The sequence below is a fragment of the Streptomyces sp. NPDC096136 genome, assembly GCF_044763325.1.
In the GTDB taxonomy this organism is placed as follows: Bacteria; Actinomycetota; Actinomycetes; order Streptomycetales; family Streptomycetaceae; genus Streptomyces.
On record NZ_JBIWFZ010000001.1, the window covers coordinates 344726 to 364965 of the forward strand.

Sequence of the window (20240 nt, forward strand, 5' to 3'; positions counted from 1 at the left end):
ATGACCGGCCATGGACACGAGTGAGGCCGGCAGACGGCTGGTCGACGGCCGTTTCGAACTGATCGCCCCCCTGGGCGCCGGAGGCATGGGAACGGTGTGGCGCGCCCGCGACATCGCCCTGCACCGCGAGGTCGCCCTCAAGGAGGTGCGCCCGCCGGACCCGGCCTCCGAGGCCGCCAACCCCGGCCTCTCCGACCAGATGCGTGCGCGGGCCGTGCGCGAGGCCCGGGCCCTGGCCCGCCTCGCGCACCCCGGCGTGGTGACGATCCACCACATCGTCGAGCCCGCGCCCGGAACCGACGGCCACCCGTGGATCGTGATGGAGCTGGTCAAGGGCGGCTCCCTGCACGACCGGCTGGCCGACGGCCCCATGCCCGTCGCCGACGTGCTGCGGCTCGGACTCGACGTCCTGTCGGCGCTGCGCGCCGCGCACGCCGAAGGGGTCCTGCACCGGGACGTGAAACCGGCCAACGTGCTGCTGCGGCCCGACGGCGCCGCGGTGCTGACCGACTTCGGCATCGCCGCCCTCGGCGGGGCGACCGCCCTCACTTCCACCGGCGTGCTGATCGGCTCGCCCGAGTACATCGCCCCCGAGCGCGCGCGGGGTGAGGAGGGCCTCGCCGCCTCCGACCTCTGGTCCCTCGGCATGATGCTGTACGTGGCCGCCGAAGGCACCCACCCGCTGCGCCGCGCCACCAGCCTGGCCACCGTCGTCGCCGTCCTCGACGACCCGATCCCCGCGCCGGTGCGCTCCGGCCCGCTGGGCCCCGTCCTGGAACGGCTGCTCGTGCGGGACCCGGCCGTGCGGCCCGACGGCGCCGAGCTGGAGGCCCTGCTCCGCGCCGCGAGCGCCGCTCCCACCGCCGGCGGGCCCCCGGCCGTCCCGGCGGTCCCGCCCGCGCCCCCGGTGTCGGACACCCGCCCCTTCGTCCCCGGCGGCGGCTCCCCGTACGACCGCACCGCTCCCGTCGCCCGGGCCCGGGCCCGCCGCCTGCGGCCCGTCCTGATCGGCGCCCTGCTCGTGCTGGCCCTCACCGGCGGCGCCGTCGGCCTCGTCCGGTTCCTGCCCGACGGCAAGCCCGACGCCTCCGGCACGCACGCGAAGGCGGGCGCCACCGGGACGCCCGCCGCGACCACCGCCGGGCGGCCCGCCGCACCGTCCACGCCGCAGGGCAGCCCCGCGGCCGCGGCCAAGGGCAGCCTGCTGACCCCCGACCGGGTCCGCACCGCGCTCGCGGCGTTCAAGCAGCAGACCGGCACCACCGCCTTCGTCGAGATGACCGTCTACGAGGGGTACGTGCTCGCCTCCGTCCCCACCGCGGACGGCGCCGGGACCTACGACCGCTACGAGTACCGCGACGGCCGGGTCAAGCGGGACGGACCCGGCGGCCTGATCGACGGGACCAAGCCGCTCATCGACATGGCCGCCGTGAACTGGGACGCCCTGCCCGGCCTCCTCGACAAGGCCCGGCAGGAACTCGGCGTCACCAAGCCGACCTCCCGCTACGTCATCGTCGAGCCGTGGATCTTCGACGGCGGCGCCACCTCCGTGCGGCCCTACCTCAGCGACGAGTACGGCCGGGGCGGCTACCTCTACGCCGACGCCCAGGGCGATGTGAAGAAGGTCTACCGCTCCTGACATCGTGTTCCCGTACCGGCGCACCCGGTACGCGGAACCGGTACGAGGGAGCACGCACACCATGCCCAGCTGGCGCACCACCCTCACCCGGGCCGGGATCTCCGCGCCCGGCCTGAGGGACGACTACACCCGGGCCGCACGCGGGGTGCTGCGCCGCGACCCCGCCCGCTTCGTCACCCTGCGCCTGCTCGCGGCGCCGCCGCTGGTGCCCTGGCTCGCGGCCGGCCTGGCCTTCATGAACCTCGTCGACGACGTGGCCGAGACCGGCACCCCGCAGCAGCGCTCCGCCGGCCTCGCCGCGCTCGCCGCACGCACCGGAGCGGCCCTGGAGGGCGGCGACAGCCCCGACCCGCTGCTCCGCGCGTACGCCCACGCCGTCCGCTCCCGGGAGCTGCCCGCCCACTGGGTCACCCGCTTCCTCGACGGAGCGGCCACCGCCGAGGCCGGCTTCGACGGGTTCGGCACCGAGGAGGACTTCCAGGCCTACCTCGACGCCTACGCCTGGCCCGGCGTGCTGGTCTTCACCGGACTCCAGTACCCGGGCGGGCCCGACGCCGCGCAGGCCGCGGGCTGGCGCGCCTTCGTGGACGCCGCACAGCGCGTCGACTTCCTCGCCGACCTGTCCGGCGACCTCGCCGAGGGCCGGCTCTGCATCCCGCGTGCCCGGCTCGCCGAGCACTCCGTGACCCGCGCCGATCTCGAACGGGCCCGTGACACCCCGGCCGTGCGCGCCCTCCTGCGCGCGGAGTGCCGACGCGCCCGCACCGCGCTCGACGCCGCCGACGACGGCATCCTCGACCTCACCGAACCCGGGCTGCGCCCGGTGGTCGCCGCCATGACCGAGCTCATGGGACACCAGCTGACCGCGGTGGAGCGGGCCGGCGCCCGCCTCCTGCGCAAGGACGTCGGCTACGGCCTGGTGGCCCCGGCCGGCACCCTGGTCCGCGCACTGCGCCGCCGCGCGTTGTGACATTCGTACTGGTCGGGACCGTACGGGCGGCTCTGCCGGCGCCCCCGCCCCGGTCCATACCGTGGTGGTCATGACAGAGCAGATCTCCGCACCGCCGCTCGGGCGGGACGGTGCGATGGTGGAACGGGAAGCGGGAACGGACATGCGGGACGGGTGCCGGAGCACGAAGGACCGGAAGGCGGACCGGAAGGCGGACTGGAAGGCGGACTGGAAGGCCGGCCTGAAGGGCGACTGGAAGGCCGACTGGCCGGCCCGCAAGGCCGAGTGGCGGGCGGCGGAGAAGGCCCGCAAGGCCCGGGGCGAGGCCCCCGACTACGGCAGCGGCCCCATGGGCCCGCCCAACGCCTTCACCCTGCTGCCCTGGCTGCTGCTGGGCATGGGCGCCATCTCCAACGTCGTCCACGGGGAGACCCCGAACCCCTGGGTCGGGGCCCTGGGCCTGCTGGTCTTCAACTCCCTCTACATCACCCTGGTGTTCCGCGCCTTCGACAAGCGGGCCCGGGAGGCGGCCGCCACCCGCTGGTGCCTGCTCGCGCTCGGTGCCGTCACCTGCGCCCTGGCCGGCGCCTACGGGGGCAACTGGCTGCTGTTCTTCCCGCTGCTGGGGCTCGCCACCGGCGCGGTGGTCCGGGGCCGCCGGCTGGGCCAGGTGATGTTCGGCATGAGCGCCGTCGCGGGTGTGATCGGCGGACTGCGGGAGGGCTGGGACGCCCTGGGCATCGTCTACGGGACCTTCCTGTCCGGCCTGGTCACCGCCGCCATCCTCGCCCTGTCCGAGACCGTGCGGGAACTGCGCGACACCCGGCAGGAGCTGGCCCGGGCCGCGGTGGACCAGGAGCGGCTGCGCTTCTCCCGCGACCTGCACGACCTGCTCGGCCACACCCTGTCGGTGATCGTGGTGAAGTCGGAGGCGGCCCGGCGCATCGCCCCCCGCGACCTGGAGGCCGCCCTCGGCCAGGTCCGCGACATCGAGACCGTCGGCCGCCAGGCCCTCACCGAGATCCGGGAAGCCGTCACCGGCTACCGCGAGGCCAGCCTGGCCACCGAACTCGACCGGGCCCGCAGCGTGCTGACCGCCGCCGGCATCGAGCCGCTGGTGCGCCAGTCCGGGCCCCCGCTGCCCCCGCAGGCCGCCGCCCTGCTGGGATGGGTGGTCCGCGAGGCCGCCACCAACACGGTCCGCCACAGCGGGGCCGCCACCTGCGATATCGAGGTGCACGGCGCGGCGGAACGGGTCCGGCTCGTGATCACGGACGACGGCCGCGGCGTGGGCTCGACCCCGCCGGGCAGCGGACTGACCGGCCTCGGGGAACGCCTCGCGGCCGCGGGCGGCACGCTGACCAGCGGCCCCGTGCCGGGCGGGGGCTTCCGGGTCAGCGCCGAACTCCCGGTGGAGGCGGCCGCGGACGTCGAGGAGGGCATTACCCCATGAGGAACAGTCCGACGAGCCAGACCGCTGAGGACACCGAGCAGACGATCCGCTGCGTCCGGTTCCAGTTCTCCCAGCCGCGCTCGCAGCGGCTGCCGACCATGAGGCCGACCATGCCGGTCGCGAACATGCCCAAGCCGACCGTGCCCCTCATGCCGTCCTTCTCCCAACTCGCCTTCCGGGCACGCCGGTCCGGGATCCACGAGGGTACGCCGCCGCAGGCGCCGTGCACCAGGGGCGGACCGTCCGCCGCCCCCCGGAGGCGCGGCTGCGCCCACGGCCTAGGCTGGCCGCATGACCGAGCCTGACGCGGGGCGCCCCGTGAGATCCACAAGAGTCCTGCTCGCCGAGGACCAGGGCATGATGCGGGGCGCACTGGCCCTGCTGCTCGGGCTCGAGGAGGACATCGAGGTGGTGGCGCAGGTGGCCGCCGGGGACGAGATCGTGCCCGCCGCCCTCGACGCCCGGCCCGACGTGGCCCTCCTCGACATCGAACTCCCGGGCCGCAGCGGACTCGACGCCGCCGCCGAGCTGCGCACGGCGCTCCCCGGCTGCCGGGTGCTGATCCTGACCACCTTCGGCCGCCCCGGCTACCTGCGCCGGGCGATGGAGGCGGGGGCCGCCGGGTTCCTGGTCAAGGACGGGCCGGTGGAGGAACTGGCCGCCGCGATCCGCCGGGTGCTGGCGGGCGAGACCGTGGTCGACCCCTCGCTCGCGGCGGCCGCGCTCAGCGCCGGCCCCAACCCGCTGACCCCGCGCGAGGCCGACGTCCTGAACGCGGCCGTCGACGGGGCCACGGTCGCCGACATCGCGGCCCGGGTGCACCTGTCGGAGTCGACCGTGCGGAACTACCTCTCGGCGGCCATCGGCAAGACCGGCACCCGCAACCGCATGGAGGCCGTCCGCGCGGCCCGCCGCCAGGGCTGGCTCTGACGCACGGCGGGGGCGGCCGGGCCGCCTGGGTAGGGTGGGGGCGACGGCACACCGTCGAACGGAAGCGCGAAGCCCGCCGAGCGTGCGGACACCGCCGAGAACGAGGAGCAGACGTGAGCGAGCCGGCGTCCATCGCCCTGCAGCAGGAGATCGCCCGGGAACTGGAGGTCGCGGAGACCTTCGACGCCGAGCGGGAGATCGAGCGCCGGGTGGCCTTCCTCGCCGAGCGGCTGACCTCCACGGGCCTGCGCTCCCTCGTCCTCGGCATCAGCGGCGGCGTCGACTCCACCACCGCCGGCCGGCTGTGCCAGCTCGCCGTCGAGCGGGCCCGCGCGGCCGGGCACGAGGCCCGCTTCTACGCGATGCGGCTGCCCTACGGCGTCCAGGCCGACGAGCGCGACGCCCAGCTCGCCCTCTCCTTCATCCGCGCCGACGAGGTCCTGACCGTGGACGTCAGGCCGGCGAGCGACGCCGCCCTGGAGGCCGCGCGGGCCGCCGGCGTGGAGTTCCGCGACGCCCACCACGAGGACTTCGTCCACGGGAACATCAAGGCCCGCCAGCGCATGATCGCCCAGTACGCGGTGGCCGGCGCCCGGGACGGCCTGGTGGTCGGCACCGACCACGCCGCCGAGGCGGTCTCCGGCTTCTTCACCAAGTTCGGCGACGGGGCGGCCGACCTGGTCCCGCTGACCGGCCTGACCAAGCGCCGGGTGCGCGGGGTCGCGGACGCCCTTGGCGCGCCCGCCGAGCTGGTGTGGAAGGTCCCCACCGCCGACCTGGAGACCCTCGACCCGGGCAAGGCCGACGAGGACGCCCTCGGGGTCACCTACGACGACATCGACGACTTCCTGGAGGGCAAGCCGGTCGACGCGCGGGCCTTCGAGACGATCGTCCGCCGCTACCGGCTCACCGACCACAAGCGGCGGCTGCCGATCGCCCCGGGGCACCTTCCGGCTCAGTAGGCGCCGTTGACGTTGTCGATGGAGCCGTAGCGGGCGGCGGCGTAGTTGCAGGCGGCCGTGATGTTCGCGACGGGGTCGTACGAGTCCATCGCGGTGCCGGGTACGTGGTAGGCCCGGAAGGTCGGGTCGATGACCTGGAGCAGGCCCTTCGAGGGGATGCCGGCCGCGGCGTTGGAGTCCCAGTTGTTGATGGCGAGGGGATTGCCCGAGGACTCCCGCATCACGTTGCGGTGGATCCCGTCGTAGCTGCCGGGGATTCCGTGCCGCGCCATGATGTCCAGCGACTGGCGGATCCAGCCGTCCAGGTTGTTCGCGTAGGTCTTGGCGGCGGCGGGCACCGCGGCGGGCTTGGCGGCGAGCGCCGTGGCCCGGGTGGCGGCGGCCTTCGCGGCGCCGCCGAGGGTCAGTCTGAGGCCGGGGCGGATGACGGAGGGGTCCTTTCCGATGACCCCTCGGTTGGCGTCGTAGAGGGCCTGCCAGCCGCCGTCCACGGAATGCTCGGCCGCGATCTTCGTGAGGGTGTCGCCGCCGACCACGGAATAGATCAGGGGGGCCGCCGCCTTTTCAGCGGCCGGTACGGCCGCGGGGCGGGCCAGGGTGCTCACGGCGGGCGCCGCGGCCGGCTGCGCGACGGCCGCCCCGGCCGAGGTCGCGCTGATCAGGGGGAGGGCGAGGGCTGCTCCGCCCGTGCCGGCGAAGGCCAGCCTGCGGGCGATCCTGTGCTGCTTCGGCCGACGGTGCTTACCGGATGCGGGCATGGGCGTGTCCTCACGTGGGGGTACGGGAGAGCCCCGGCGGCGGCCGGATTCGGCATTCGGCCGCCGGGAATGAGGGTGACCGTAGGCGAGCGCGGGGGGCCGGACAAGACGGGAATTACCCCCGGAGATCGACTTCTCTCCGACCCCCCGGTAAATGACCTTGGAAAACTTCTCCGGAAATCCTGGTTTCCCTTTCCGGGAAAAGGGAATCGACCCTTCCGGGGAAATTGATGTTGGCCCGGCGGGTGTGGCTCACATCACGGCCCCGCCGGGCCCTCCGCGCCCGCGCTCAATACGGGCAATTCACGGGCTGATGCCGCCGATTGGGGCGACTCGCGCGAGAGCTACGATTCGTAGTAAATGGGGATGAATCGGGCGTGCTTTCGGGGTTGCGGCGAGGTCAGAGTGCGGCCAGCTCCTTCAGGGCGCCCGCCACCGCCGCATCCGACGCCGGCAGCAGCGGAAGCCGCACGTCCGGCGTCGGGATCCGTCCCTGCGCGTGGAGCACGCCCTTGACCACCGCCGGGTTCGGCTCCGTGAAGAGCGCCGCCGAGAGCCGCGCCAGTCCGTGGCCCAGTTCCCGGGCCCGCGCCGCGTCGCCGTCCCGCCAGGCACCCGCCAGTTCCGCGAACCGCTCCGTCGCCAGGTGCGCCGAGGCCAGGATCCCGCCCGAGGCCCCGAGCGCGAGCAGCGGGGACAGGTACACGTCGTCCCCGGCCAGCACCGCGAACCCCTCCGGCAGGTCGCCCAGCAGCGCCACCGCCTCCTGGTCGATCCCGCCGCCCGCGTACTTCACCCCGGCCACCCCGGGCAGCGAGCCCAGCGCCCGCAGCGCGGCCGCGTCGAGCGCCTGCCCCGTCCGGTACGGGATGTGATAGACGATCAGCGGTACCGGGCTCACCTCGGCCAGCCGTGCGAAGTGGGCCAGCACCCCCGCCGCCCCCGGCCGGACGAACGGGGGCACCGCCACCAGTGCCGCCCCCGCCTCCGGCCACCGCGCCAGCCCGGCCAGTGAGGCCTCCGCCGCACGGGTCCCGCCCGCGCCCGCCCCCACCGTGAGCGGCGCGCCCCGCTCCCGGCAGACCCGGGCGCAGACCCCGGTCACCAGCTCCCGCTCGGCCTCCTCCAGGGCGGCCGCCTCGGCGGTGGTGCCCAGGGCGACGATCCCGGCCGCGCCCGCGTCGAGCACCTCGTGCGCGAGGGCCTCCAGCGCCCCGGCGGCGACCTCCCCGCCGCGGGTGAAGGGGGTGACGAGCGGGACGTGGATCCCGCCGGGGAAGGGGGCCGTGCCCCGGCCCGCCGTCCCTCCTGCCGTCCGTCCCGTCCGTCGTTCCGTGTGCCGTTCCGTGTGTCCTTCGGTGTCCTGTCGCATGCCCAAGAGCCTCGCCCGCCCCGAGCGCCGAATCCAGTTCACGTTCCTTACGCGAACCGTAAGCTGAGCCGATGCTCGACGTACGCCGCCTGCGGCTCCTGCGCGAACTCGCCCGGCGCGGCACCATCGCCGCCGTGGCCGAGGCCCTCGCCTACAGCCCCTCCGCCGTCTCCCAGCAACTCGCCGTCCTGGAACGCGAAGCGGGACTGCCGCTGCTGGAGCGCACCGGCCGCCGGGTCCGGCTCACCCCGGCGGCCCAGAACCTGGTCGGACACGCCGAGGCGGTCCTGGAGCGGCTGGAACGGGCCGACGCCGAGCTCGCCGAGGCCCGCAGCGGCCTCGCCGGGGTACTGCGGATCGGCGCCTTCCCCACGGCGACCCGCGCCCTCGTCCCCGCCGCCCTGGTCCACCTGGCCCGCCGCCACCCGGCACTGGAGCCGATGGTCCACGAGACCGACCCGGCGGCGGTCGCGCACGCGCTGCGCGCCGGCGACCTGGACGTCGCCCTCGTCCACGAGTACGACTTCGTCCCCGCGCCCCCGGAGCCGGGGCTGGCCACCCGGCCGCTGTACGGGGAGGCGATGTACCTGGCCGCCCCCGCGGCGGGGCCGGAACCGGAGCCGGGGCGGCAGGGGCCGGACGGGGAGCACGGACCGGCCGCGGGACCCGCCGGCGGCGCCGACCAGGGGGCCGTCCTGCGGGCCCACCGCGACGCGCCCTGGATCACCGCCACCCCCGGCACCCTCTGCCACGCCATGACCCTGCGCGCCTGCCAGGCGGCCGGGTTCACCCCGCGCGTCCGCCACCGCATCGACGAGTTCGCCACCGTCCTCGCACTGGTCGCGGCCGGGCAGGGGGTGGCCGTCGTGCCGCAGCTCGGGGTGACCGGCCCCCCGGACCCCGGCGTCGCCCTGACCCGCCTCCACATGGAACGCCGCACCAAGACCGCGTTCCGCAGCGGGGCCGGCGCCCATCCCGCCGTGGCCGCCTTCGCCGCCTCGCTCCGGGCCTGCGTACCGCCGGATCTGGCCGTACCGCGCGCCGGGGCGTGACACAACTCCCGTACCGCGCGCCGCCCGTGTACGTTCGGTGATCCAGACCGAACCGATCAGAACGGGGTACGACGTGACACATCGCGTACGAGGAGTCATCGCGCGGAGCAAGGGCGCACCGGTGGAGACGACCACGATCCTCGTGCCCGACCCGGGGCCGGGCGAGGCCCTGGTCAAGGTCCAGGCCTGCGGGGTCTGTCACACCGACCTGCACTACCGCGAGGGCGGCATCAACGACGAGTTCCCCTTCCTCCTGGGGCACGAGGCGGCCGGCGTCGTCGAGTCCGTCGGCCCGGACGTCACCTCGGTCGCCCCCGGCGACTTCGTGGTCCTCAACTGGCGTGCGGTGTGCGGCACCTGCCGGGCCTGCAAGCGCGGGCGCCCCTGGTACTGCTTCGCCACGCACAACGCCACCCAGCCCATGACCCTGGAGGACGGCACCCCGCTCTCCCCGGCGCTGGGCATCGGGGCCTTCGCGGAGAAGACCCTCGTCGCCGCCGGCCAGTGCACCAAGGTGGACCCGGCCGCCTCGCCCGCCGCCGCGGGCCTCCTGGGCTGCGGGGTGATGGCCGGCCTCGGCGCCGCCCTGAACACCGGCAACGTCGGGCGCGGGGACTCGGTCGCCGTCATCGGCTGCGGGGGAGTGGGCAACGCGGCGGTCGCCGGGGCCCGGCTGGCCGGCGCCTCGAAGATCATCGCCGTGGACCTGGACGACCGGAAGCTGGAGTGGGCGCGCGGACTCGGCGCCACCCACACCGTCAACGGCCGCACGCAGGACGTGGTCAAGGCGATCCAGGAGCTGACCGGCGGGAACGGCGCGGACGTGGTCGTCGAGGCCGTCGGCCGCCCCGAGACCTACCAGCAGGCCTTCTACGCCCGCGACCTGGCCGGCACCGTGGTGCTGGTCGGCGTGCCGACGCCGGAGATGAAGCTCGAACTCCCGCTCCTCGACGTCTTCGGCCGCGGCGGCGCCCTCAAGTCCTCCTGGTACGGGGACTGCCTGCCCGAGCGCGACTTCCCGCTCCTGATCGACCTCTACCTCCAGGGCCGGCTCGACCTCGACGCCTTCGTCTCCGAGACCATCCCGCTCGACGGGGTCGAGGAGGCCTTCGCCCGCATGGAGCGCGGCGAGGTGCTCCGCTCGGTGGTCGAGTTCTGAGCCGGTGACGGCGGGGGCGGTTCCGTAGACTCGGCCGGACCGCACACCTCCGCCCGCCCCGGCCGCGACCCGGCCGGGGCCCCGGCCGGGGGCCCGCACCCAGACCCCAGGGGCCTTCCGTGACCCGCCAGCGCAGCCACAGCTACCGCCAGCCCGGCGTCGTCCTCACCGACCACCGCTTCAGCGTGCCGCTCGACCACGCCCGCCCCGACGGCGAGCACATCGAGCTCTACGCGCGCGAGGTCGTGGCGAGCGGCAAGGACCCCGACCGGCTGCCCTGGCTGCTCTACCTGGAGGGCGGCCCCGGCTTCGGGGCGCGGCGCTTCACCGGGCGGCAGGCCTGGCTGGAGCGGGCCCTCGCCGACTACCGCGTCCTCCTCCTCGACCAGCGCGGAACCGGCCGCTCCACCCCGCTCAACCGGCAGACCCTGCCCCTGCGCGGCACCCCCGCCCGGCAGGCCGACCACCTCGCCCGCTTCCGGGCCGACTCCATCGTCCGCGACGCCGAGACCGTCCGCCGCGCCCTGACCGGCGGCGCCCCCTGGACCGTGCTCGGGCAGAGCTTCGGCGGCTTCTGCGCCACCCACTACCTCTCCACCGCACCCGAGGGCCTCACCGCCGCCCTGATCACCGGCGGACTGCCCTCCCTCGACGCCACCGCGACCCAGGTGTACGAGGCCGCCTACCCCCGCGTCGAGCGCAAGAACCTCACCCACTACGCCCGCTACCCCATGGACGTGGAGCGCGCCCGCCGCATCGCCGCCCACCTCGCCGAGCACCCCGTTGAACTCCCGGGCGGCTACCGGCTCACCACCGAGGCCTTCCAGTCCCTCGGCCTGCTCCTCGGCACCGGCGACGGCAGCCACCAGCTCCACTACCTGCTGGAGGACGCCTTCCTCACCACCCCGGCCGGACCCGTCCTCTCGGACGCCTTCCTCGAAGCGGTCCGCTCCCACCTCTCCTTCGCCGGCCACCCCCTCTACGCCCTCCTCCACGAGGCCATCTACGCCCAGGACCCGGCCGTCCCCACCGGCTGGGCCGCCGAACGCGTCCGCGCCGCCCACCCGCGCTTCGACGCCGCCAAGACCCTGGAGGGCGCCGAACCCCTCCTGTTCACCGGCGAGACCATCCACCCCTGGCACTTCACCGTCGACCCCGCCCTGGCCCCGCTGCGCGACACGGCCGAACTCCTGGCGGCCCGCACCGGCTGGCAGCCGCTCTACGACCCGTCCCGGCTCGCCGCCAACGAGGTCCCGGTGGCGGCCGCCGTCTACCACGACGACATGTACGTCGACACCGGGCACTCCCTGCGCACGGCCGCCGCGATCCGCGGCCTGCGCACCTGGGTGACGAACGAGTACGAACACGACGGCGTCCGAGCGAGCGGCCCCCGCGTCCTGGACCGCCTCCTGACCCTGCTCGACGAGTAGGCCGTCCCGTCGAGCGGTGCCACGAACGGCCCCTGACGGCCCGTTCGTCTAGGGTGCGGCCTATGACCGAACACGCCGATCAGCAACCGCCCTTGCAGCCGATGCCCACCGACTGGCGGCGCGCCCTCGCGGTGGTCGCCCACCCCGACGACCTGGAGTACGGCTGCGCGGCGGCCATCGCCCACTGGACGGACGGCGGCCGCGAGGTCGCCTACGTGCTCGCCACCCGGGGCGAGGCCGGTATCGACGGGGTCGCCCCGGACGCGTGCGCCCCGCTGCGCGAGGCCGAGCAGCGCGCCGGCGCGGCCGTCGTCGGGGTCTCGACGGTGGAGTTCCTCGAACACCGCGACGGCGTGATCGAGTACGGCCCGGCCCTGCGCCGGGACATCGCGGCGGCCATCCGGCGCCACCGCCCCGAACTGGTGATCACGCTCAACCACCGGGACACCTGGGGCGGTGCGGACGGCGGCGGGAACTGGAACAGCCCCGACCACAAGGCCGTCGGCCGGGCCGTCCTGGACGCCGCCGGGGACGCGGGCAACCGGTGGATCTTCCCCGAACTCATCTCCGAGCAGGGCCTGGAGCCGTGGGACGGGGTGCGGTGGGTCGCGGTGTCGGGCACCACCACGCCGACGCACGCGGTCGAGGCCGGCCCCGGGCTGGAGCGCGCCGTGCACTCCCTGCTGGAACACAAGGCGTACATCGCGGCACTGACCGACGAGGACCCGCACGAGTACGTCAGGAACTTCCTGACCGGCAACGTGCAGCAGGCGGCGGCCCGCTTCGGCGGTGTCCCGGCGGTCCCGTTCGAGGTCTTCCCCCGCTGACCGCGGCGGCGACCGCGGCGAACGCCCCGGTCGCCGTCCAGCGCGTCGAGCGGGCGGCCGACGCCCATGCCGGAGCCGCCCGCCGGCCCGCGCACCTCAGGCGCGGCTAGGGAGCCTCGGGCCTGCGCAGCTCGCGGAAGCCCTGGTACTCGGCGCGCATCAGGGCGGCGAAGGAGTCGTGGCGCTGCGGTCCGTACCCGCTCCAGGCGGAGTACCGGTACGCCGCCCACTCGCCGTCGCCGTCCACGTCACCGGGATCGAGGAGCAGCCAGGTCTGGTCCCCGGCCAGGGATATCTGCACCGCGCGGTTCCACCGGGCGCTCTCGTACTCCTCCTCGTCTTCCTCGTCTTCCCCCTCTTCGTCCTCGTCGAGGTCCGCGTCCAGGTCCTCCCGCTCCCACATCGTGAGGTCCTCGTGGAGGGAGGCCGTCAGCTCCCGGACCAGCCCCACCTCCGCCGCCGGCGCCAGCAGTTCCACGAACTCCCCGGCCCACCGCCAGCCGTCGGTGACCTCCAGGAACGCGCGGTAGGAGGGCGGCAGCGGGGCCCCGAGCCGGGCTTCGAGCGCGGCGATCCGCTCCGGCGGGGCCGGGTCGAAGCCCAGCCACCCCAGCGGCGGCTCCGAGGGCTCCTCGGCCCGCCGGGCGGCCCCGCGCTCGTCGCTCCAGGTGCGCAGGAAGGGTTCCCATTCGTGGATCTTCATGTCCCCGATGGTGCCGCACCCCACTGACAGCGTCCCCGGCGGGGGCGCGGGGTCCGGGACCGGCCGCTCACGGGGTGAACGCCCCCCGCCCCCGCGCGCACTCCGGCTACTTCGGCAGGTACGCCTGCTGCGCGGCGCAGGTCCAGATCACCGGCTTCAGCGTGCCGGCCGCGTTGACGGCCGCGCCGCCGGCCCGCCCGTCGTCCGAGACCGACGCGGCGGCGCTGGCCTGACCCGGGGCCAGCCGGGGCAGGGCGAGCACCGGCCCCGTACCCGGCCACAGCTGCGCCTGGTCGGGGAGCGTCTGCTCGTCCGGGTGGAACCTGGCGGTGCCGACCGACACGTTGGTGGTCGGGCTGATCGCTTCGAAGGTGCCGTACGGATGGGTCTTGAGCGTGCCGGGGAAGGAGGCGGGCCCGGTGTGGGGCGGCGTCCAGGTCGCCGGCGTGAACCGGTAGGCCATGCCGAGCCAGTCGTAGCCGACGACGCGGCCGCTCTCGTCGAGGTCCTGTACGTAGCTGTCGTGCCCGGTGGGGGCCAGGGCCTCGGCGGGGCCGCCGTCGCCGGGCCAGAGCACCGGGTACGTCCCCTCCCGGTGCTCTCCGGTCTCCGGGACCTCGTAGTCCTCGCGGGCCATGCCGATGATGTCGCCCTTGTTGTTGATGCCGGTGGCCAGTTCGATCCGGGTGCCGGGGGCGGCGCCCGCCGGGACCGGCAGGTCTCGGACCTTCAGGCCGTCCTTCCACACGACGCCCAGACCGCTGCGGTTGCGCGAGACGACGTACCCGGCGTCGTTGACGTCGGCGTCGTCGGACTGGAAGTCGCTGCCGGGCAGCCGGGTGACCGCGGCGTCGCCCGCCCGGTAGGTGAACAGGTAGCCTTCGGCGCCGTAGACGCCGCCCACCATCAGCCCGCTCCTGTTCACGGCGAGCACCGCGCCCGAGGGGGTGGCCTCGGGGAGCGGGACCTTGTGGAGCCGGGTGCCGGTCCAGTAGACCGGCCTGCCGCCGGAGCGGCCGACGGACAGGTTGCCCGTGCCGAGGCCGAGGACCCCCTCGGGCTGCGGGTTGCCCACGTGGTAGCCGCCGGACCCGATGGAGCCGAGGACCTGGATCCGGGGCGTGCAGGCCGGGGCCGCCGAGGCCGGTCCGGCCGCGGTGACGATCCCGGCCAGGACGAGGGCGGCGGTCGCCGCCGAGGCGGCGCGGCGCGTGCGTGTGCTGTCCATCGTTGTCTTCCCCCTGTGATGTGTGCCCGTGGCGCGGGCGCGCGCCCGGAACGGGCGGCTCCGGGCGTACGGACCCCCGATGCGTCATATGCCATGTGGTGGCGGCGAGTTGATGTTATCTCCCGGTACTCCTGTTCATGCGTCGTTCCTGCGCGTGAGGGAGGGGGGCGGTGGCCGGACCGGGTGCGGGCCCGTTCCGCCGAGGGTTCCCAAGGCGTCAAGCGACCGCTTAGTATGCCGCCGAGCGTGGTTCCTCGACGGCGGCTGGAGGCCCCGGATGCAGGCATGGCGAGTACACACCACCGGAGAGCCCCGCGAGGCCATGCGCCTCGAAGAGGTCCCCGAACCGGTACCCGGCGAGGGCGAGGTCAGACTCAGGGTGCTCGCCGCCAACGTCAACTTCCCCGACGCGCTCCTCACCCGGGGCCAGTACCAGATCCGGCCCCCGCTGCCCTTCACCCCCGGCGTCGAGGTCTGCGGGGAGACCGAGGACGGCCGGCGCGTCATCGCCAACCCGAGCCTGCCCCACGGCGGGTTCGCCGAGTACGTCACCGCCCCCGCGCGGGCCCTGCTGCCCGCTCCCGACGCCCTCGACGACGCCGAGGCCGCCGCCCTGCACATCGGCTACCAGACCGGCTGGTTCGGCCTGCACCGCCGGGCCCGCCTCCGGAGCGGCGAGACCCTCCTCGTGCACGCCGCCGCCGGCGGGGTCGGCAGCGCCGCCGTCCAGCTGGGCAAGGCCGCCGGGGCCACCGTCGTCGGGGTCGTCGGAGGCAGGGCGAAGGCCCGGACCGCCGAGGAACTCGGCTGCGACCTCGTCGTCGACCGGACCGCCGAGGACCTCGTCGCCCGGGTCAAGGAGTTCACCGGCGGACGCGGCGCCGACGTGGTCTACGACCCCGTCGGCGGCGACGCCTACACCGCCTCCGCCAAGTGCGTCGCCTTCGAGGGCCGCATCGTCGTCGTCGGCTTCGCCGGCGGCACCGTGCCCGCCCCGGCCCTCAACCACGCCCTGGTGAAGAACTACTCGATCCTCGGGCTCCACTGGGGGCTGTACGCCGCCAAGGACCCCGCCGCCGTGCTCGCCTGCCACGCCGAACTCACCCGCCTCGCCGCCCAGGGGGCGATCAAGCCCCTGGTCAGCGAACGGGTCCCGCTCGCCGGGGCCGCCGACGCCGTCCAGCGCGTCGCCGACGGGGCCACCACCGGCCGGCTGGTCGTCGTACCGTCCCTGCCCGGCGGCGGCGCCCGATGACCCCCACCGCCGCGGAACTCCTCACCCGCACCCGGGACCTCCTCGCCGCCCACCCGCCCGCGGCCACCGCACCCGCCGACTTCCTGCGCGCCCGCTTCGACGCCGGACTCGCCTGGGTCCACTACCCCGAGGGCCTCGGCGGCCTCGGCGCGCCCCGCACCCTCCAGGCCGTCGTCGACGCCGAACTGGAGGCCGCCGGGGCCCCCGACAACGACCCCCGCCGGATCGGCATCGGCCTGGGCATGGCGGCCCCCACGATCCTCGCCTACGGCACCGAGGAGCAGAAGCGCCGCTTCCTGCGCCCCCTGTGGCTGGGGGAGGAGGTCTGGTGCCAGCTCTTCAGCGAGCCCGGGGCCGGCTCCGACCTCGCCGCCCTCGCCGCCCGCGCCGTCCTCGACGGGGCCACCGGGGAGTGGGTGGTCGACGGGCAGAAGGTGTGGACCTCCAGCGCCCACACCGCACGCTGGGCCATCCTCATCGCCCGCACCGACCCGGAGCTCCCCAAGCACCGGGGCATCACCTACTTCCTGTGCGACATGCACGCCCCGGGCGTCGAGGTCCGCCCCCTGCGCCAGATCACCGGCGAGGCCGAGTTCAACGAGGTCTTCCTCACCGGCGTCCGCATCCCCGACGCCCACCGCCTCGGCGCCGTCGGCGAGGGCTGGGCCGTCGCCCGCACCACCCTCATGAACGAACGAGTCTCCATCGGCGGCATGCGCCTCCCGCGCGAGGGCGGCATGATCGCCCCCGTCGCCGCCGCCTGGCGCGAACGCCCCGAGCTGCGCACCCACGCCCTGCACCAGCGGCTCCTCGGCCTGTGGGTCGAGGCCGAGGTCGCCCGGCTCACCGCCGAACGGCTGCGCCAGCAGCTCGCGGCCGGCCAGCCCGGCCCCGAGGGCAGCGGGATGAAGCTCACCTTCGCCCGCCTCAACCAGGAGATCAGCGGCCTGGAGGTGGAACTCCTCGGCGAGGAGGGCCTCCTGTACGGGGACTGGACCCTGCGCCGCCCCGAGACCGTCGACTTCACCGGCCGCGACGCCGGATACCGCTACCTGCGCGCCAAGGGCAACAGCATCGAGGGCGGCACCAGCGAGATCCTCCTCAACATCGTCGCCGAACGCGTCCTCGGACTGCCCACCGAACCGCGTGACGACAAGGACACCCCCTGGAAGGACCTCGCCCGATGACCGCACGCCCGCCGCGGCCGGGCCACTCGGCCCCCCGCGCCCCCATCGACCTCCTCTACTCCGACACCGAGGAGGAACTCCGAGCGGCCGTACGGTCCCTGCTCGCCAACCGCTGCGACACCGCGGCCGTCCTCGCCCGCGCGGAGACCGGCCGCCCCCACGACCCGGCGCTGTGGCGCACCCTGGCCGCGGAGATCGGCGCCGCCGGACTGCTCGTCCCCGAGAAGCTGGGCGGGGCGGGCGCGGGCCACCGCGAGGCCGCCGTGGTCCTGGAGGAGCTGGGCCGGGCCGTGGCCCCCGTCCCGTACCTGACCAGCTCCGTCCTCGCCGCGGAGGTCCTGCTCGCCTGCGCCTGCGACGGCCCCGAAGCCGCGGAGCTGGTGCGGGAGCTCGCCGCCGGCCGGCTCGTCTGCGTTCCCGCCCTGCCGCTCACCCTGGCCCCCGGCGCGCCCCTGCCGGCGCCGCTCCACGACGCCGGGGGAGGGGTGCTCAGCGGCACCGTCACCTCCGTCGCCGACGCGGTGGCCGCCGACGTCCTGCTGGTCCTCGCCGACACCGGGCTCCACGCCGTCCCCGCCGACCGCGTCGTCCTGCACCCGGCGGTCCCGCTGGACCTGACCCGCCCGCTCGCCTCCGTCACCCTCGACTCCGCCGCCGGGACCCGACTCGCGGACCCCGCCACCGCACGGGCGGCCGTCGCCGGGGCCCTGCTCTCCGGGGCGGGCCTGCTGGCCTCGGAGCAGCTGGGGCTGGCCGAGTGGTGCCTCACCGAGACCGTCGCGTACCTGCGCGGCCGCCACCAGTTCAACCGCCCCGTCGGCTCCTTCCAGGCGCTCAAGCACCGCCTCGCCGGGCTGTGGCTGGAGGTGGCCTCCGCCCGCGCGGCCGCCCGGGCCGCCGCCGACGCCCTCGCGACGGCCGCCCCCGACGCCCCGCTGACGGTGGCCGTCGCCCAGGCCCACTGCTCCGGGGTCGCCGTCCGCGCGGCCGAGGAGTGCGTCCAGCTCCACGGGGGCATCGGGATGACCTGGGAACACCCCGCCCACCTCTACCTCAAGCGGGCCAAGGCCGACTCCCTCGCCCTCGGCACCGCCGGCCACCACCTCGGCCTGGTCGCCGACTTCGCCGAACTCCCGGCTCCGTAGCCGGCCGGGGCGGGCGGTCCGCGGCCCTCCGCGATCCCGCCCGCCCCGCCGAGGTGACCTCCCCCGCCACTCCGCGTTAGACCCCGTACGCGGACCAACGAGCGAGGGAGACCCGTATGCACGCCAGCGCCGCCGTACCGCGCACCCGCCGCGCCTTCCTCCGTACGGTGTTCGGGGCGACCGCCCTCGCCGGCACGGCCGCCGCACTGGCCCCCGTCCTGCGCGCCCGCCGCCCGCGGCAGACCCTGGGGCCGGCGCCGCTCACCGAGGAGACCTACCGCGGCCGGCACATCAGCGTCGACCCGGCCGGAGCGGCGGTGCACATCGACGGCCGGCCCCTGCACGTCATGCGCCGCGCCGACGGCAGCTACCTCAGCGCGATGAACCACTTCCAGTCCTACGGGACCCCGCTGGAGCTGGCCCGCGCCGCCGTCGACGAACTCGGCACCACCCAGCTGGCCTTGGCCGCCCCGCACCACGGCTGAGGCACGGGAACAGGAGGACCCCCGCGGTGTACACCCGGCAGAACCAGAAGAACCTCACCAGCGCGCAGAAGAAGCGGTTCACGGCCGCGCTGCTGGAGCTCAAGCGCAACGGCACCTACGACGAGTTCGTGCGCACCCACGGCACCTACTTCGTGCCCGACCGGGACCGGAAGCTGCGGGTGGGGCACATGTCCCCGTCGTTCTTCCCCTGGCACCGCAGCTACCTGCTGGAGTTCGAGAGGCGGCTGCGGGAGCTCGACCCCCGGCTCTCCATCCCTTACTGGGACTGGACCGCCGACTCCAGCCCCGCCTCCTCCCTGTGGGCCGAGGACTTCCTCGGCGGCACCGGCCGGGAGGGCGACCGCCAGGTGACGACCGGCCCCTTCGCCTACGAGCGGGGGGACTGGACCATCACCGTCGGGGTCAGCGAGGCCCCGTTCCTCACCCGCAACCTCGGCCGGCCGGACCGTCCGATCTCCCTGCCGACCGCCGCCGAACTCCGGTGGGCGATCGACGATCCCGTCTACGACTCCTCGCCCTGGAACTCCACCACGGAGGGCGGCAGTTTCCGCAACAAGCTGGAGGGCTGGGCCGCGCCGAAGAGCGAGCGCTGGCGCAACCACAACAAGGTCCACCAGTGGATCGGCGGGCACATGACGGGCGGCACCTCCCCCAACGACCCCGCGTTCTGGCTGCACCACGCCTTCGTGGACCTCGTCTGGGACCGCTGGCAGCAGCGCCACCCCGGCTCGGGCTACCTGCCGGCCGCGCCCCTGGAGCCCGGCGACCTCCAGCGCGGCCGGGTGATCGCCCTCGACGAGCCGATGCCGCCCTGGGACGTCACCCCGCGCGAGATGCTCGGCCACGGGGGTGTCTACCGCTACGAGTGAGGCGGCCCGCGGCGACCGGCCCGGCCGGGTGCGCAACGCGCCGCACGGAAAGGGCCCCCGCCGCACGGCGGGGGCCCTTCAGCCGGTCAGGCGCGGGAGGCGATCACTCGCCGTAGCTGCCGCCCTCGGTGTGGTGGTGGCCGCCGCCGGAGGCGTTGACGCAGGTGTTGCCGAAGGTCGGGTTCAGCAGGGCGATCACGTTGACGGTGTTGCCGCAGACGTTGACCGGGACGTGAACCGGAACCTGGACGACGTTGCCCGACAGGACACCGGGGGAACCGACCGCCGCACCGTGCGCTCCGGCATCGGCGACGGCCAGACCGGCGCCGGCGGCCACGGTGCTACCGGCGACAGCGGTGATGGCGAATGCCTTCGCGATACGCGACATCAAGATCTCCTCGTGAGATGTGGGCGCCGCATCCTCTGCGGCATTTGACATGGCGTACAACGCGGCGGGCGCCGAGTGGTCACGGCCCCTGCGGCTACCCGGGAACGGAAAAACGGACAGAGGCGAAGTAGGGTCGGACCGGAGTGACCGCATCCGGCCGCAGAACGGCCACGACACGGCCCTTGCAGTGCGGTTCGCGGTACAGGGAGGCGGTGAGCCCGGTGTGGTTCGTGACCGCGCGGCCGCCACCGCCCTCCGCCTCCGCGCAGCCCTTCGGGGAGGTCACGCCGTGGACGCGGTCGTCCTGGCCGACGTACTGGAATCCGGGCCCGGCGGCCTGCGCCGGGCCGGCGGCCGCCGAGAGCAGGGCGCCCAGTGCCAGGGCCGCCGCGGCAGGGGGGATGAGGTTCGCTCGCATGCCGGTCCAA

21 protein-coding genes are annotated in these 20240 nt (G+C 75.1%); 14 read left to right on the forward strand and 7 right to left on the reverse strand.

The window, feature by feature from the left end:
* Positions 1-10: 10 nt before the first annotated feature.
* From ACIRBY_RS01565 to ACIRBY_RS01575, 3 genes are all read left to right on the forward strand, one after another.
* Complete coding sequence (locus ACIRBY_RS01565) at positions 11-1639, forward strand: serine/threonine-protein kinase (RefSeq protein WP_403894413.1); 1629 nt, start codon at positions 11-13, stop codon at positions 1637-1639.
* A 61-nt stretch (positions 1640-1700) separates the two neighbouring features.
* A complete protein-coding gene (locus ACIRBY_RS01570) occupies positions 1701-2609 on the forward strand; it encodes a phytoene/squalene synthase family protein (RefSeq protein ID WP_403894416.1) in 909 nt (302 codons plus the stop codon).
* A gap of 70 nt (positions 2610-2679) precedes the next feature.
* Complete coding sequence (locus tag ACIRBY_RS01575) at positions 2680-4041, forward strand: sensor histidine kinase (protein WP_403894418.1); 1362 nt, start codon at positions 2680-2682, stop codon at positions 4039-4041.
* Here ACIRBY_RS01575 and ACIRBY_RS01580 read toward each other — a convergent pair.
* Positions 4031-4192: a hypothetical protein gene (locus tag ACIRBY_RS01580; protein ID WP_403894419.1), complete on the reverse strand. Its 162-nt coding sequence runs from the start codon at positions 4190-4192 to the stop codon at positions 4031-4033. The two genes, ACIRBY_RS01575 and ACIRBY_RS01580, sit on opposite strands and share 11 nt — an antisense overlap.
* A 140-nt stretch (positions 4193-4332) precedes the next feature.
* Here ACIRBY_RS01580 and ACIRBY_RS01585 point away from each other — a divergent pair, with 140 nt between their 5' ends.
* Both ACIRBY_RS01585 and nadE read left to right on the forward strand, forming a co-directional pair.
* Positions 4333-4971, forward strand: a complete 639-nt coding sequence (locus ACIRBY_RS01585; protein WP_403894422.1) for a response regulator — start codon at positions 4333-4335, stop codon at positions 4969-4971.
* 113 nt (positions 4972-5084) lie between these two features.
* Positions 5085-5933: an ammonia-dependent NAD(+) synthetase gene (gene nadE, locus ACIRBY_RS01590; protein WP_403894424.1), complete on the forward strand. Its 849-nt coding sequence runs from the start codon at positions 5085-5087 to the stop codon at positions 5931-5933.
* On the opposite strand, the gene ACIRBY_RS01595 is transcribed toward nadE, so the two are convergent.
* Positions 5927-6691, reverse strand: a complete 765-nt coding sequence (locus ACIRBY_RS01595) for a transglycosylase SLT domain-containing protein (RefSeq protein ID WP_403894427.1) — start codon at positions 6689-6691, stop codon at positions 5927-5929. The genes nadE and ACIRBY_RS01595 overlap by 7 nt on opposite strands.
* A 400-nt stretch (positions 6692-7091) precedes the next feature.
* Complete coding sequence (locus ACIRBY_RS01600) at positions 7092-8063, reverse strand: dihydrodipicolinate synthase family protein (protein ID WP_403894429.1); 972 nt, start codon at positions 8061-8063, stop codon at positions 7092-7094.
* 71 nt (positions 8064-8134) lie between these two features.
* On the opposite strand from ACIRBY_RS01600, the gene ACIRBY_RS01605 reads away from it, so the two are divergent.
* From ACIRBY_RS01605 to ACIRBY_RS01620, 4 genes are all read left to right on the forward strand, one after another.
* Positions 8135-9115: a LysR substrate-binding domain-containing protein gene (locus ACIRBY_RS01605; protein WP_403894433.1), complete on the forward strand. Its 981-nt coding sequence runs from the start codon at positions 8135-8137 to the stop codon at positions 9113-9115.
* Between the two features lie 73 nt (positions 9116-9188).
* Positions 9189-10274, forward strand: coding sequence for an S-(hydroxymethyl)mycothiol dehydrogenase (locus ACIRBY_RS01610; protein WP_403894436.1), 1086 nt, complete (start codon positions 9189-9191; stop codon positions 10272-10274).
* A 119-nt stretch (positions 10275-10393) separates the two neighbouring features.
* Positions 10394-11704, forward strand: a complete 1311-nt coding sequence (locus ACIRBY_RS01615) for an alpha/beta fold hydrolase (protein WP_403894439.1) — start codon at positions 10394-10396, stop codon at positions 11702-11704.
* Positions 11705-11766: 62 nt separating this feature from the next.
* On the forward strand, positions 11767-12531 hold the full coding sequence (locus ACIRBY_RS01620) for a PIG-L deacetylase family protein (protein WP_403894442.1): 765 nt from the start codon (positions 11767-11769) through the stop codon (positions 12529-12531).
* Positions 12532-12637: 106 nt separating this feature from the next.
* Here the strand turns inward: ACIRBY_RS01620 and ACIRBY_RS01625 are convergent, their stop codons facing one another.
* Complete coding sequence (locus ACIRBY_RS01625) at positions 12638-13234, reverse strand: SMI1/KNR4 family protein (protein WP_403894445.1); 597 nt, start codon at positions 13232-13234, stop codon at positions 12638-12640.
* A gap of 106 nt (positions 13235-13340) precedes the next feature.
* The gene (locus ACIRBY_RS01630; protein WP_403894448.1) at positions 13341-14462 is read right to left on the reverse strand and encodes a hypothetical protein; all 1122 of its coding nucleotides are present in this window, start codon (positions 14460-14462) and stop codon (positions 13341-13343) included.
* 277 nt (positions 14463-14739) lie between these two features.
* Between ACIRBY_RS01630 and ACIRBY_RS01635 the strand changes: the two genes are divergently transcribed.
* The 5 genes from ACIRBY_RS01635 to ACIRBY_RS01655 all read left to right on the forward strand — a co-directional run bounded on the left by ACIRBY_RS01635 (position 14740) and on the right by ACIRBY_RS01655 (position 19424).
* Positions 14740-15717, forward strand: a complete 978-nt coding sequence (locus tag ACIRBY_RS01635; RefSeq protein ID WP_403894450.1) for an NADPH:quinone oxidoreductase family protein — start codon at positions 14740-14742, stop codon at positions 15715-15717.
* A complete protein-coding gene (locus ACIRBY_RS01640) occupies positions 15714-16904 on the forward strand; it encodes an acyl-CoA dehydrogenase family protein (protein ID WP_403894453.1) in 1191 nt (396 codons plus the stop codon). Before ACIRBY_RS01635 ends, ACIRBY_RS01640 begins: the two co-directional genes overlap by 4 nt.
* The gene (locus ACIRBY_RS01645; protein WP_403894455.1) at positions 16901-18049 is read left to right on the forward strand and encodes an acyl-CoA dehydrogenase family protein; all 1149 of its coding nucleotides are present in this window, start codon (positions 16901-16903) and stop codon (positions 18047-18049) included. Before ACIRBY_RS01640 ends, ACIRBY_RS01645 begins: the two co-directional genes overlap by 4 nt.
* A gap of 116 nt (positions 18050-18165) precedes the next feature.
* The gene (locus ACIRBY_RS01650; RefSeq protein WP_403894458.1) at positions 18166-18534 is read left to right on the forward strand and encodes a tyrosinase family oxidase copper chaperone; all 369 of its coding nucleotides are present in this window, start codon (positions 18166-18168) and stop codon (positions 18532-18534) included.
* 26 nt (positions 18535-18560) lie between these two features.
* A complete protein-coding gene (locus ACIRBY_RS01655) occupies positions 18561-19424 on the forward strand; it encodes a tyrosinase family protein (protein WP_403894461.1) in 864 nt (287 codons plus the stop codon).
* A 103-nt stretch (positions 19425-19527) separates the two neighbouring features.
* Here the strand turns inward: ACIRBY_RS01655 and ACIRBY_RS01660 are convergent, their stop codons facing one another.
* Together ACIRBY_RS01660 and ACIRBY_RS01665 are read right to left on the reverse strand one after the other, a co-directional pair.
* Positions 19528-19812, reverse strand: a complete 285-nt coding sequence (locus ACIRBY_RS01660; protein ID WP_403894463.1) for a chaplin — start codon at positions 19810-19812, stop codon at positions 19528-19530.
* A gap of 94 nt (positions 19813-19906) precedes the next feature.
* The gene (locus ACIRBY_RS01665) at positions 19907-20230 is read right to left on the reverse strand and encodes a hypothetical protein (RefSeq protein ID WP_403894466.1); all 324 of its coding nucleotides are present in this window, start codon (positions 20228-20230) and stop codon (positions 19907-19909) included.
* Positions 20231-20240: the final 10 nt, after the last annotated feature.

Excerpts from the sequence above, each read along its gene's own strand:
- ACIRBY_RS01570 (WP_403894416.1), top strand. The coding sequence starts at position 1,701 with ATGCCCAGCTGGCGCACCACCCTCACCCGGGCCGGGATCTCCGCGCCC.
- ACIRBY_RS01645 (WP_403894455.1), top strand. The coding sequence starts at position 16,901 with ATGACCGCACGCCCGCCGCGGCCGGGCCACTCGGCCCCCCGCGCCCCC.
- ACIRBY_RS01625 (WP_403894445.1), bottom strand. The coding sequence starts at position 13,234 with ATGAAGATCCACGAATGGGAACCCTTCCTGCGCACCTGGAGCGACGAG.
- ACIRBY_RS01630 (WP_403894448.1), bottom strand. The coding sequence starts at position 14,462 with ATGGACAGCACACGCACGCGCCGCGCCGCCTCGGCGGCGACCGCCGCC.
- ACIRBY_RS01565 (WP_403894413.1), top strand. The coding sequence starts at position 11 with ATGGACACGAGTGAGGCCGGCAGACGGCTGGTCGACGGCCGTTTCGAA.
- ACIRBY_RS01650 (WP_403894458.1), top strand. The coding sequence starts at position 18,166 with ATGCACGCCAGCGCCGCCGTACCGCGCACCCGCCGCGCCTTCCTCCGT.
- ACIRBY_RS01605 (WP_403894433.1), top strand. The coding sequence starts at position 8,135 with ATGCTCGACGTACGCCGCCTGCGGCTCCTGCGCGAACTCGCCCGGCGC.
- ACIRBY_RS01640 (WP_403894453.1), top strand. The coding sequence starts at position 15,714 with ATGACCCCCACCGCCGCGGAACTCCTCACCCGCACCCGGGACCTCCTC.
- ACIRBY_RS01580 (WP_403894419.1), bottom strand. The coding sequence starts at position 4,192 with ATGAGGGGCACGGTCGGCTTGGGCATGTTCGCGACCGGCATGGTCGGC.
- ACIRBY_RS01595 (WP_403894427.1), bottom strand. The coding sequence starts at position 6,691 with ATGCCCGCATCCGGTAAGCACCGTCGGCCGAAGCAGCACAGGATCGCC.
- ACIRBY_RS01585 (WP_403894422.1), top strand. The coding sequence starts at position 4,333 with ATGACCGAGCCTGACGCGGGGCGCCCCGTGAGATCCACAAGAGTCCTG.
- ACIRBY_RS01635 (WP_403894450.1), top strand. The coding sequence starts at position 14,740 with ATGCAGGCATGGCGAGTACACACCACCGGAGAGCCCCGCGAGGCCATG.
- ACIRBY_RS01575 (WP_403894418.1), top strand. The coding sequence starts at position 2,680 with ATGACAGAGCAGATCTCCGCACCGCCGCTCGGGCGGGACGGTGCGATG.
- ACIRBY_RS01620 (WP_403894442.1), top strand. The coding sequence starts at position 11,767 with ATGACCGAACACGCCGATCAGCAACCGCCCTTGCAGCCGATGCCCACC.
- ACIRBY_RS01665 (WP_403894466.1), bottom strand. The coding sequence starts at position 20,230 with ATGCGAGCGAACCTCATCCCCCCTGCCGCGGCGGCCCTGGCACTGGGC.
- ACIRBY_RS01600 (WP_403894429.1), bottom strand. The coding sequence starts at position 8,063 with ATGCGACAGGACACCGAAGGACACACGGAACGGCACACGGAACGACGG.
- ACIRBY_RS01660 (WP_403894463.1), bottom strand. The coding sequence starts at position 19,812 with ATGTCGCGTATCGCGAAGGCATTCGCCATCACCGCTGTCGCCGGTAGC.